Below are 13,648 nucleotides of genomic sequence, written 5' to 3'. Positions count from 1 at the left end.
GCAGCGTTGACCTCCTTGTCATGGCCAAGGGGCATGCCTGCCGGTGCCGTTCACGCTGGACTGTGAACGGCACCGGCGCGTTCAGCCCCTACTCTCAGGGCCCCGACCGCCGGTCCATGCCACAACGTAGCGCTCAGGGCCGCTGGTCAGTCCTGCTTGCGCCCTCGTCATTGTCGTCCACCGAACGATGATCTCGCTGGTGCTATTCGGGCGAGCCACGGCGAGACGATGTCCCCGCGGATCGATGCGGGCCACGGCGAAGCTCCGGGGTGACGGAGTCAGGCCCGTGCGATGCGCCTTGGCAACAACCTCCTTCGCACACCACGTGACGGTCCACCAGTCGGTTGCCGGAAAGGCGGCCTGAGCTCGCATGACGAGGTCTCGTTCAATCGCCGACCATCCCAACCTCAACTGCTCCTCGCTCCTAGGAGCGCAGGCCTCGATGTCGATACCGACCGCAACACCGTCATCGCGACGCGCCAGCGCGACCGCTAGGCCAGCGACATGGGCGATTGAGACGATCACACCCTCGGCCTCTGAGAAACCGAAACGCCCATGGACCTCCGGACTTCCATCCTTGCCGGGGACAACGGTGATCTGCGCCGGGAAGATTGGTTGAGCTACTTCCTCCCAAAGTAGATCACGTATAGCATCCTTCGCTGCTATTCGGCCGAGAAGCCAATGCCTTTGACGGACTACCGGTAGAGACTCGTAGTATTTCCGTTCAGGGGATCCCAAGTAGTTGCGCATCGTCATCTGCCTGGAAGAAAGGTTACTCCAGGGCTCGGAGCACACTACCCAACCGTCGACCTGGGCACGAGAGAGGGCATGCAATTCAGGCCAATTTTCTACCGCCTGAGTCTGAGGAGAGTTATCAAACCTTCTATCGGTCCATCCTCGAGCACAACAAATCACCTGCCGCCCACGACTCAGGACAATATTCGCAACAACGACGTCATCTCTGAGGTCTACGATTTGTACATGACAATCAAGATCGTCACCCGAACTCGGAATGTCAGCGAAGAAATCTACTTCGGCAATAGAAACCGGAAGCATGCGGGTATTGTTTGTCTGAGTCGCTATCAGCCAGTACCCAAAAATCTGTCCCATACAATCCATGACCGCCCCGGGAACATCCGAAGGACGAACACGCCCCGCTATTCCCTCAGGACCGATCGGACCGATAAATGTCACTCCTTGGAAACTCGGACCATGAAACAGTATTCGCCTAGAATAAAGTTCTTTCGCCGACAACTCACACGCAGACCAAGTCTCAAGGATTTGCGGCACCGCATCTCCACATTTCTCATACTGGCGAGCCAAACGGACAGAGGCGCTCGCATACTCGCCGAACCTCACACGGATCCAACCGTCATCGCCGTCATCATATCGAAATTCCACATCCTGTCTCGGCTCAGCGGGAAGCCACGACAGAAATCGCACGTCACGGAATTCGACCACCTTACTCCCTTGATTATGTCGCTCGAGCATCTGTCGAATAAGATCGAGAATAGTGGTTCCAGGCACCACCGGCCATCTATCCTCGACATCTGGCCACTGCGGCGCCTGTCGGTAGAAGCAGTGGTCGAGCAGAAAGGGCATTGTCTGAGTCGAGATAGCGACATGCTCAGGCGCTGCTGACGCGAGACTCGGAGCAGCGATAGGACTCGGACCGGCCCTCCACATCCCAACCTCATTGCCTAATCCTCCTAGACGTGCCAACGGTGTTCCGAGATCCAACGTCACGTCGAACGGGCTCGCCTGGCAGCGTCCTGCAATCGAGAAACGCCCTCGTCTCGCAGAGGCAGCCTCCTCCTTCCTCGTGCACCACATCAGCTCCTTGAGCCACAGGACATCTTCAGCGAGATATTCCGCATTTGGGCGCACTCTCACACAGACGTGGGGACGACTTCCGAGGGTCGAATCGATCAGACTGTCTGCTGTCCCTCTGCCAATCTGGACGAATACGCGGGCACCGTGGGCGTACAGCGCCTCGATCGTGTCACGGAACCTCACCGGCCTCACGATGGCTGAAGCGAGTTGCTCCGGAGCATCCCCTTGGTCAACCTCGTACCGAGAGGCCGACTCGGAGGACCACACAGGGGTGTCAGCGGATGACCAAGTCATGGTGTCAAGTGCCCGGCGCAACTCTTGAACGTGAGGGCGCGCCGCCGGGGTATGAAAACCAGACCTCAAGTCGAGGCGTTTCGCCGTCAGGCGCCTGGCTTGGGCTCGCTCGGTGACGATGTTCAACTCATCGTCTGGCCCACCGACAAGACACTGGTTCGGAGCATTGTCATGCGACAGACAAGTTTGGTCGAGTCCCTTGAGCAGGGGAACCGTGCTTTCTCGGTCCGCAACGACGAGAAGATATCCCGTCTCCGGTGCCGACACTGCGCCAAGAAGCTGCGTCGCGAACTCCGAACGTTTTTCAGCCAAATTAACAGCACCTGCGAAGTGCAACGCGGTCAACTCTCCCAGGCTTGTGCCGACGAGATCGTCGAAAACGATTCCCGCGTCCCGAAGAGCTTGGCTTTCTATCCACCCCTCCTCCAGCACGGCACGAGTGTGCTCACGCCAGTCATACGCATGCTCCGAGAAATTTCCGTCTTCCTCCAATGTAAACAATCCGCCCTCGAGACCAGGGAACACACCGACAATGCGACCCCCGGTTCCGAATTCTGTCTGGTCGACGAAGCCCGCACCAGGAATCGACCATACGCCGCGCCGCTCCTGGAGGCTATCGATCAGCATGGCGATGCGCTCGTCGGTCGGATCGCTGAGGCTCACTCGGACCGGACCGTCTCCCCATGCGGCTCCCGCTGGCTGGCTCATGATCTCGGCGGTGCTCAACCCCTGAAGCTCCTCAATCGCCTCCTGGCGGCTGCGCGCGCGCAGTCGGAATGCATATCGTGACCGCGAAGCGATGTCAAGGAGCGAGCGGCTCGGGGACGCAGATCCCGACTTAGGCGGCTGGGAGATTACGACGTGCGCATTTACTCCTCCGAATCCGAAGGCGCTCACACCAGCGCGACGCACGCAGTCGCCCTCTGTTTCCCACACCTGTGCTACCGGCTTGATCGTCAACCTCCTTCCCAATTGTGGAAGCGGTTCCGACGGCACCACCGAGGGCGGCAAGATGCCGTCACGGGTCGCACAAATCGCACGGATCAGCCCCGCTGCCCCCGCAGCTGGCATTGCGTGCCCGATGTACGATTTGGCTGTCGAGATTGTGATCTCATGATCAGGTTGACCGACAAGCTCTACCATCGACTCTAGTTCGACAGCGTCCCCGACCGGCGTTCCAGTGCCATGGGCCTCATAGAGCCTGAAAGACGCGTCCGCGGGATCGACTTCTGCTTCCTGCCATGCACGGCGCATGGCCAGCACCTGCCCCTGAGTACCGGGACGCACAGGGCTGCCCGAAGTTCCGTCCGAGCTCACACCCACGCCCTCGATCACGGCGTGGATTCGCCGACCGGCAGCCAGTGCAGTATCGAGGCGCTCGACAATGAGCATGGCACTGCCCTCGCCGATGAGGAGCCCGTCCCCTCGCTCGTCGAAGGGCCTCACACGACCCTGCCGAGACATGGCGCCCATGCGGCAGAAGACGTTCCAGAAACTAACGTCATGACAGTGGTGCACGCCGCCCACCACCATGGCGTCCACGATGCCCAACGCAAGCTGCGACATCGCGGTGTCCAGGGCGACAAGAGACGAGGCGCATGCGGCATCCGTCGTCCAACTCCCGCCCCGCAGATCGAAGTGACCTGCGATTCTCGCCGCAGAAAGGTTGGACACCAGGCCGATAGCGTCGCTTCCGTCTCCGACCGAGATCGAAGCCCTAAACCGATTTATAATTTCCATAATCTCATAGGAACTCATCGTCGGAAAGAGCTCATTCAAACTTGCTTCAAGTTGCCGAGAACCTCGAAGACGGTTGGTCAATCGAATTCCTGCTGGAGCGACGTACCCCCCCTTCCCCAATACCACTCCAATTCTCTCACGCGGCACCGTATCAAGGAGATTGCCAGCATCAAGAAGTGCTTCATCTGCCAAAGCGAGAGAGATGACCTGATCGGGTTCCATCGCACGGACCGCGCGAGGCGACAGGCCAAGACCCTCGACATTAACGGCGAGACCCTCGTCGATAAAGGCACCGATGTTACCGTAAACGCCCTCCACCCCAGAAGCATTCTGGTCAACGAAGGTTCGTGGCATCCTATCCTCCGACGCTTCACGAAAGGCCGAGATGCCCGTCACGCTATTAGCCCAGAATTCATCGACGCTTAAAGATCGGGGAAAAAGGGAACTCATCCCGACGACAGCCAGGGCGGGGCGTGACATATTATCGTTGGAAATATTGTCATCAGACATCAGTACCACCCCCGCGGCAGATACACGACCGAATTGCAGTCTCTCGGTCCCCAAGAAAGTTCATTCACAACAGCATCAGCACCCGCCGAAGGATTGATCAGCGATCTCCCACCAGCTAGAAAACTTCGTTCAAGCTCAGAAGAAACCATCCCGGAGTGAATACCCTGAGGGGCCCAAGGTCCCCAATTGATAGTGAGAGTTCGCACGCCGCGTTCACGACCCCATCTGGTGAGCGTAGATTGCATTCCATCGTTTCCTGCCGCGTATCCAATCTGCCCCCGACTGCCTCGCACTGCGGCAATGCTACCGAAGGCAATCACGAACCCTGGCGTAAGTCCGCAAGAATCAATACCATCGATGACATTATCAATACCGTCTTGTTTGGTGCAGTAAACACGCTCGAACTGATCTCGAGTCGTCCGCGAGAGCAACTGGTCCCGGTTAATACCCGAGCCGAACACGACTCCGTCAATCCGCCCGCGCTCTTGCGCCACCGAGGCAAGGAACTCCTCAACCGCATGTGCATCACGAACATCGACACGCCGATACTCCGCGGTACTGCCAGATGCCTCTAAACTAACTAGCGTCTCGCGAATCTCTCGTTCCGATAGCACACGGCGCGCCTCGCTCTCGATTTTGCCAAGATCACTGAGACCTTCTAATTGGAGAGCTTGCCGCAAGTCGACCAAGGTTTCGGCACCTAATACGCTTCTAGGATCACTCTCACGCGGAGGGAAACTCGAACCACAGATATATGCATATCCGGGGCATAATGCACTTAGCCGTTGCGCTACAACTGATGTGATGCCTCTGCCGCCACCAAAGAACACGAACGTTGCACCCGGGCTCAGTCCCACCGCACCAAGACCTCCCATGATATCGTCAGAAGGGCCAGACCCGGTCCTCACCAAGGCATCCAGAGGAGCCGGTACAAGTTCGAAACTGCTCGCGCCCTCGTCGGTCACCACATGGACTGGAGCGTGGTCATATGTAAAGTCCATCGCTCGGCGCACGCATGTGGCATCATCGATGTCAGGGAGGTCCACCTCCGTATATTGAACAAGTACGTCAGGCACTTCCAATGCCAGCGTCCGCATCAGCCCGCGCATGCCGTCGGCGCCACGGCCGGGCGTCCGGTCGATCGGATCGCATGTGACTCGTCTGACGACGAGGAGCGCCTCGAGGCCTGGTGTAGAGGCGAGTTTCTTAAGCGTGTCGAAGTAGCCCGGTAGTTCTCTATCGGGGCCGCGATCGTCGGCAAAGTCAATGAGCACGCTTCCTGGAGGGACTTCATCGAGATTTGGGTCGTGCACGAGGGTACCGAGCTCGGATGCCAGTGCACTGGTCTCCTCGGGATGATCCGTCCGGACCAGGCGCAGGGCCGTGCCGTCGTCAAGTGGACGAGGAGCGAGCGCCTCCGACATCCTTAGCTCGAGGCGAAAGGGCTGGGCGTCCACCACCTCGCTCTCGGCCGTGCTCTGCTGAGGATCGCAGTCCTGATCACTCCTCAGAGTCTCACCCTTCACACCTCGCTGTGTCAGCAACCACTGAGTCATAGCAGCAACAGTACGGGACTTGGACAAGTCCTCGAGATCATTGTTGTTCATACTGTCAACGTCGAGACCACATTCGCGCACAAGATCGCCCGCAATCTCAAGGCGCTTGATCGAGTCGATGCCGAGATCAGACTCGAGATCCAATTCGTCCTCAATCATCGTCGCCGGGTAACCAGTACGTTCCCCAATGACGGATAGCACAATATCGTGAACGTTAATAACGGAGTCACCGACACTGTGGCCAACTTCCGTCGAAGCAACTTCATCTGCTGTTCTCAAAACTTCGTCGCTTGCCAACGTTGGAGTGTCATCATGACGGTCAACCATGGCTTCCGAAACGATTGGAATGGACGAACTAGGGTGGGTCGACTCCTTACCGGAATTGAGCTGGAAATCCTCCGCCTTAATCTCATCGCCGAGAATTCCATCAGATGAAGTCGGCCATGCGTGCTGCTGGGCACTCGCTTCAATCAGCCAACGAGAATCTGGTTCGGCACGTCGTTCATTGAACTCCGTCACCTCACCGCTCTTGTCTGCCGAAACGCCTTCCATTAGGGTGCGAACAATCTCAGCCTGCCTGTCTGCGATTTTGGTCGAAGTATTCAAATACTCCAGTACGACGTCGTTAACAGTCGTCATTTGTCCTGTCCTTTCCGATAGGGATGGTGCGCGTCTAGCACTCTGATGAAATTCTGCGGATTCTTCCTGATGCTGATCGGCCACCGCCAACTGCATCGGACGTTCGAAAGCTCGAGCCAGATCTAGCGCGATGGGTCGTCCTAGAAGTTCATCCGTCTGAGAGACCCATAGTTCCGACTCCGCGACCTCCCCGCCCTGAACGTAGGTGGATGAGCCTACCTGCGAGACCGTTGACGTTGACACTGAACTAGGGGACTCTGTCGCTCGCGACAGCCCCGTCGAAGAAACGCCAGACTCTACGATCGCTACGCAAGGGCGTGGTCGACGTGTCAGTCCCTCGATATCGTTCCCCCGCGTGTCGACGCCCATCCCGTCAACGACGATCCCTCGGTACTCGGGACCGATCGCCGACGTTGGCTCCATCGCACGACGCAACCACCCAACATTCAGATTGATCCCGCGGGTCAGTAGATGGGCAGCGAGGTCCGGGAGGACGTCTGCGGCGGCATTGAGATCCAGGTTGAGGCACTCCAACCCAGTGGTGGCGGTCACCAAAGGAGACAGAACGCGTCCCGGACCGATCTCAAGGAACACCGTCGCTCCATCGTCCGCCATGGTGCGAACCATCCGCGCGAAGTCAACAGGAGACCGCAGTTGTGACGCCAGTTCCTCTCCCACCCTATCTTGGTCGCCGTACGGGGTGGCGGCGGCATTCCTATATACCGGCACCTTCGGTGGGGCCATGACCATTTCCAAGGCTGCTGCGGCCAACTCCGCTGAAGCGGGTTCCATCTGCTGGGTGTGGAACGCGGCTGACACTGACAGGCGCCTCGAGACGATGCCGGCCTCGGTCGCAGCGCGCTCGAGCGCCTCCACTCTTTCTTGTGGTCCGCCGACAACGACCTGCGAGGAGGAGTTGATGTTGGCGATGGCTAGTGATGAATCACCTTGACGATCCAACAGTGCCGTGACGTCCTCGATCCCCGCCCGCAGCGCGGTCATCGCTCCTCCATCACCGGTTCGCCTCATCGCCTCGCCCCGGGCACGTGCCAAGCCGTACAGAGTGCTTGAGGACATTGATCCCCCTGCAGCGAGCGCCACAAGCTCTCCGAAACTGTGTCCGGCCAACATCGAGACCTCGGCTCCCAGCTCGGAGAACGCCATCCATCCAGCCAACTCCGCCATCGCAAGGAGACGCTGCGCACGGTCAGTGCGTCGCACAGCGCACTCATCCTGTTCCATCTCACCGTCAGCGAAGCGAAGCGGTGGGAAGCAGCGTGAGATAAGCGATCCTTGGTCCTGAACCAGCCACGACAGCCCGGGCCGCCTCTGCAGAATCGTCCGGGCCATTGAGGTCCGTTGCGAACCCTGGCCACTGAACAGGACGGCGAGACGCACTGTGTCGGGCATTGATTTGGATCTCCTGTGCACTCCCGGGTCGGTGACACCGTCGACCGCGACATGGAGCGCTCGCGACAAATCCTCGGTGGTTCGGAAGGTGAAGGCGATCTGAACGGGCGCAGAAGAGGAGACGTAGCGTTCCGACAGCATTCTCGCAACATCGGAGCCGCTACCGCCCTCAGACAGAACGCCAACGGCGGCCCGAGCGACATCCTGAGCTGATTCCAGAGAGTCTCCACGTATTGCCGTCAGAACCGGACGCTCCGGATCAGGCAAGTAGCGCGGCTTCGAATGCTCGCCAGTCAGAACACAGTGATAGTTGGTCCCGCCGAATCCGAATGCGCTTACTCCAGCAACACGAGCAGAAGGCTCACGAGGCCAAGGGGCGGCGGTGCCGCGAAAGACAAAAGGAGAAGAACCGGGATCCCATATCGGGTTGGGACTAGCCAGCATTGCCGTTGGAGGCAGTACTCCCTGATTAATGCTCAGTGCAGCCTTGACCAGCCCGACCAAGCCCGCAGCACACTTAGTATGACCGACTTGAGATTTTACCGACCCAACGACGCACTGTCCACGATCGGCCCCGTGAGCAGTCATGAAGTCCGTCAGCGCCTGGAGCTCGATGCGGTCGCCGAGGACGGTACCAGTCCCATGTGCCTCGATGAGTTCGACCGATGCCGGATCCGCACCTGCACACCGGTACGCTCGCTCCAGCGCCCGACGCTGCCCCTCTGGGCGCGGTGCGGTGAGACCCGAGGCACGTCCATCGCTGCTTGAGCCCATTCCACGGATGGTGGCGTAGATGCGGTCACCATCGCGCAACGCGTCCCCGACGCGTTTCAGCACGACGCACCCAACCGCCTCTCCGAGGACGATGCCATCAGCTTCCCTGTCAAACGGACGTGATTGACCAGATTTCGACAGTGCACCCACCGAGGAGAACATAACGAAGTCTCCAATACCGTTATGAGTATCGGCACCGCCAGCCAACGCTACGTCACAATCTCCAAGAATAAGCTCATGACAGGCTACCTTTAACGCCGCAAGAGATGACGCGCATGCAGCGTCCACGACAAAGTTCGATCCCGACAGGTCAAGACGGTTCGCAACACGCCCGGATACGACATTAGCCAACATTCCAGGGAAAGAGTCTCCCGTGAGACGGGGAAGTGCGGCATCAAATCCATCTAAAAGGACGCCAGTGAACGCTGGCAACCCCGTACGTAAGGAAATTCCTGCAGACAGATCACTGCCAGACTCTGCACCAAAAACGATGCTGACCGTTTCGCTCACTTCTCCAGGTGTTAAGCCTGCATCGACCAGAGCACGCCTTGCTGCTTCCAGCGCGAGCAGCTGCACGGGCTCAATGCTGGTAAGCGAAAGCGGCGGGATACCGAAGTATACGGGATCAAAGGGAACAGCAGGAAGAAAAGCGCCTCTCGCACTGTCAGCCCTCGGCACATTTCGAGCACCTGGATCATAGAAAATCTCCTTGTCCCAGCGCTGATCAGGGACATCAGTCACAAGGTCATCGCACTCCAGAACGTGGGTCCAGAACTCTTCGATTCCACCACCTCCGGGGAACAGACCCGACATGCCCACAATGGCAATTCCATCACCCCACGATGATTGATCGTCCGAATCCTGTTCGAAGACATTCGCTCGCCGAGAGGAAGAGAGTTCGTCAAGCCGTTCCTCGACCTCATTAAGCCCCTTCAGAATTCCTTCATGCAACTCGTTAGTGTTACTGGTGGACTGAATAAGCAAGGATACTTCACCGGTCATGTACAAGCCACCCTCATGACGCTTATCGACCGGGACCGGACGCAACTCTTCCCCTTCCCGTACGAGGCCTTTCGTCGCCATGCGGAGACGTCCGAGCGTCATCTCCTCCAGACACCTCCAGATACTCTGATCAGGTTCGCCGGCACGGATTTTAGATTCTCTCACCGCATGAATCTCTTCGACCAGAGGTGTAGGTGCGCAGCGGGTAGTGTGCCCGGGAGCGGTCTCCAGCCTGGCACTCGACGTAGCACTTGTAACAACGTCGCAAAAGTCTTGGGTCACCGCTCCCGTCCGCACCGCCTCGGTGGTGAGCGAGTACGCCGTTCCCATGAGTAGGGAGACCGCACTGCCCTGCTCCACGAGATCCGCTGCGGTTAGGAGAGCCATCGCGACGCTGGAGGAGTCATGTATCCCGCCGGCCATCGCAATCACAAGATCCTCGGCAGCAACTTTGTGATCGTCGACGAGTTCCAGAAGGACGCTGACTTGAAGCTCCCATAGAGGGAGTGAGTAGAGAGGGCCGATGTGCCCGCCGCACTCCGCACCTTCGAAAACAAAGCACCGCGCGCCAGCGGCAACGAATGTACGAAGCAGGTCCGCGGAAGGGACATGAACGAAGCACTGCTTTCCCGCATCCCGAAGGAGCTTCTCCTGGTACGGGCGACCTCCAGCGAGCACCACAGCGGAGGCAGAACTTTGCTGAACGAGCTCCAGGTGCCGCCGGACGAGAGCCTCATCGAGAAATCCCAGCATGCCCACGGCCCATGTCCGTCCCTGCAGTACGGCCTCAGCCTGAGTCAGCAGCGCCTCCGCCTGGGACGGACTCGCGACCGCCAGGGCAAGCGTTCCCAACGCATTGGCATCACACACCTCCTTGACGAATTCTGGAACATCGCTGACTCTCGTCATGGGCCCCTGAATGAAGGGGGACTTAGTGCGCTGGGCCCTCGCGGCACGCCCGTCGAGAAGATTGAGTTTGTTGACCGACCTCCACGTGTCAGCCGTCTGCTTGATTCTCGCCGCCATGTCGGTCACGGCCTCTCGAACTGAGCCGTAGTACTGAGAAAACAGTTTGGCGATCAATGCGTCGTCACCGATCTGACGTTCACGGCGGGGAATTTCCGAGTAGAGGCCTCTCGCGTCTGGTAGAATTTGCTCCCCGTCGCGTCTGATCGACCGGGGAAGAGATGGTGCGCTCAGGATTCGACGGACGGTCTCCGAGGTATCTGACTCGGGCATTAGCGCTAACTGCACGTCCAACACAACCCCCGTAGCCCCGGCTGCGATTAGGCCTCTGGCAGTATGCCGACCCACGCCTCCTCGAACCCAGATCTTCGCGTCACGGTGCTGCTCGAGGATCTGTGCGAGAATGACCGGGCTCGACAGGTCTCCCGTACTTCCACCTCCTTCCCGTCCCCGGATCACCACGCCGTCGGCGCCGCGATCGATCCAACGGCATGCCTCATCGCATGAGACTGCCTCGCCTAAGATGATCGAATCGCCCCCGATCAACCTCGTAACGTCATCATCTTCAAGGCATCCAGATCCAAGAAGAACTGTATCCGGCTGACACGAAGCTAGTGCATCACAAAGGACGTCCCAAGGCAGAAGCGGAGGACCTGACAATCTAACTCCAACCGCGCCGGACGCAGAGCGCAAAAATCTCTCCGCTTCCAACGTATTTGTGGCATACGATATGTCTACGATTCCAAGCGCCCCAGCTTCACTTGCACAAGAAGGAATATATTGGTCAGCAGATTCAAATGGACTAAGAACGATAATTTGAGGCACCGTCAACATAAATAATTTCCTTTAAAGTAGCATAAAGATTCACGTGGTGGCAGGCTAGCCCCCAACCCTGAGAAACTCTTGTCCGTTGGCGGAGACAATTGCCAAAGGGGCAGGATCCAGTCTCATCGTGACGGCAAGAACTTGCCCATCATCTCCGACAGATTCGTAACTGTACGCACGATTATCAAGTTCGATCGGCCGAGTTTTCGCGCCAACCAGCCACGGATGCCGACGTCGCAGAGCGATGAGATCTTGATGCAGCCGATACATTCCGGCCCCAAGAGGACTAAGTTCTTCTGGGGTCTCAGGGAATTCGGGGCGAACCTCGTCATCACCGCCGAGCATATCCTTCTTTTCCCCTCGGAACGCCTGCTCATCACCGTAATATACGGATGGAACACCACCGACCGTGAACAGAATGACGATTGCAAGACGCATCAAATCGTCACCAATTGTGGTAGCCAGTCGCGTGACGTCATGGTTTCCAACAAAAGTTGCCGGGACAAAACTGTTCATAAAGGAATTGTGTCGTTTCAAGCACCAGTCCAACTCGAAGAAATTCCCGTCCTTCAATGAACTCCAGACAGCCTTCCATAGTTCATACTGAGTCACTGAGTCCATCCCGGACTTTCGCACAATGTCCCCATAATCTCCATGGATTACCTCACCAACGAAGAACGCTTCAGGAAATTCACTCCTGACCTGGGGAAGAACCTTTCCCCAAAAATTTGGATTCATCGAGTACGCTGCATCCAGACGCCAACCTGACACTCCCCGGCGCAACCAATGACGCATGACATCAACAACGAGATCACACACTTCCGAGGAGTCATGATTCAAGACCGCCAGCCCTCGATGTCCTTCAAAGTCCTGATACCCTCGGACGCTCCCATCTTCCGCTAATTGCAAGCGGAACATCGAGCGGGCGGAGTCGTCACCTCTCATCGCCGAGACAAACAGCGGATGAGCCGTCCCGACATGATTGAATACGCCGTCAAGCATCACTTTGATTCCTTTGGCGCGACACTTGCCCATCATGCGATCAAAATCGTCGATGTCACCAAGTCTAGGGTCTATTGAGAAAAAATCGACGGTATCATAACCGTGCGTCTCAGATCGAAAGATCGGCCCTAGAGCAAGCCCATTGGCGCCAAGATCTATCAGATAATCGAGCCACGGCACCAGAGAACTAAGGCCACGCCCGGCGGAATCGCCAGGGGTATCCGAGGGTAATGGTCGCACTGATGCCCCTGTAAAACCTAACGGATACACCTGCCACCATATCGAATCCCTTACCCAAGGTTTCATAACTTCACTTCCTCCAATCATTAACATGCACATCATGAACTACGGTCGACGACAGAGCGCTCAACTTCAATGATCGATACTTTCGCTACAGCAAGAAAACCTCTATAAAACACAGTGCGACCGATAGATTTCCTCTCGCAAAAACCTACAACAACTGGGTCAATATTGCGGAGCGCGGCGGCCATCGTGCACGGCGACGAAACAGGATGGCGCGCCGAGCGCCCCGTATAATTGTATGCCCGCGATCTCGACATGTCCAGCGATCGACGAGACTCATGGTGGATGCCCGCGAAGGAGGTCCCGTGCCTCATGTGGAAGTGCCTGCGAAATCCGCGGACTGTGGTGGGCATGGGAAGCGAGCTGTCGATGGGGGCCAGGGCTGAGATCACCAGGAAGTACGCCAGGGCGTCCAAGGGCGACAAGGGGCGGATGCCCGGGCGAGGTGTGCGCGGTGACTGGCTGGAGCCGGGACAACGCGCGCAGGCGCCTGACCCAGGCCGCCAAGCGCCCTGGCGGGGCCAAGAAGGAGGCGTCCAGGCCCAGGGGCCGCAAGTACCGACGAGACTCATCGTGGAGGCGCCCGCCAAGCCTATGGACCGCGATGGACTTGGGGGCGGGCTGGGAGAGCGAGGCGGGGTCCCGCCAACAGGGCGCCCATCCGGCTCCGACCCGCACCAAGGACTCCCTCCACCCGCTCCGCCCGTCCAGTCAACCTCGCCGTCGGGCTGGATCGCATCCTGATCATCGGCGCCTTGACCGACAACTGCACGGTTGCGTTCCCGGCCTACCAC

3 protein-coding genes are annotated in these 13,648 nt (G+C 58.3%); all 3 read right to left on the bottom strand.

The genetic code is table 11. The features are described 5' to 3' along the window. Positions 1-81: 81 nt before the first annotated feature. Positions 82-4,377, bottom strand: coding sequence for a type I polyketide synthase (locus tag BKH20_RS00470; protein ID WP_081381542.1), 4,296 nt, complete (start codon positions 4,375-4,377; stop codon positions 82-84). Next, positions 4,377-10,511 (bottom strand): type I polyketide synthase, encoded by a 6,135-nt coding sequence (locus BKH20_RS00465; protein ID WP_256692949.1) that lies wholly within the window; start codon positions 10,509-10,511, stop codon positions 4,377-4,379. Before BKH20_RS00465 ends, BKH20_RS00470 begins: the two co-directional genes overlap by 1 nt. Before the next feature lie 1,092 nt (positions 10,512-11,603). After that, positions 11,604-12,893: an alpha-amylase family protein gene (locus BKH20_RS00460; RefSeq protein ID WP_430793205.1), complete on the bottom strand. Its 1,290-nt coding sequence runs from the start codon at positions 12,891-12,893 to the stop codon at positions 11,604-11,606. Positions 12,894-13,648 lie beyond the last annotated feature (755 nt).

Source organism: Actinomyces oris (genome assembly GCF_001937445.1).
GTDB lineage: Bacteria > Actinomycetota > Actinomycetes > Actinomycetales > Actinomycetaceae > Actinomyces > Actinomyces acetigenes.
Note: the sequence above shows the minus strand (reverse complement) of the source record. Positions and strands in the feature narration are given on the sequence as shown.

Bases quoted from the DNA above. Each gene is read 5' to 3' on its own strand.
- BKH20_RS00465 (WP_256692949.1), bottom strand. From the start codon at position 10,511: ATGCTGGGATTTCTCGATGAGGCTCTCGTCCGGCGGCACCTGGAGCTC.
- BKH20_RS00460 (WP_430793205.1), bottom strand. From the start codon at position 12,893: ATGATGTGCATGTTAATGATTGGAGGAAGTGAAGTTATGAAACCTTGG.
- BKH20_RS00470 (WP_081381542.1), bottom strand. From the start codon at position 4,377: ATGTCTGATGACAATATTTCCAACGATAATATGTCACGCCCCGCCCTG.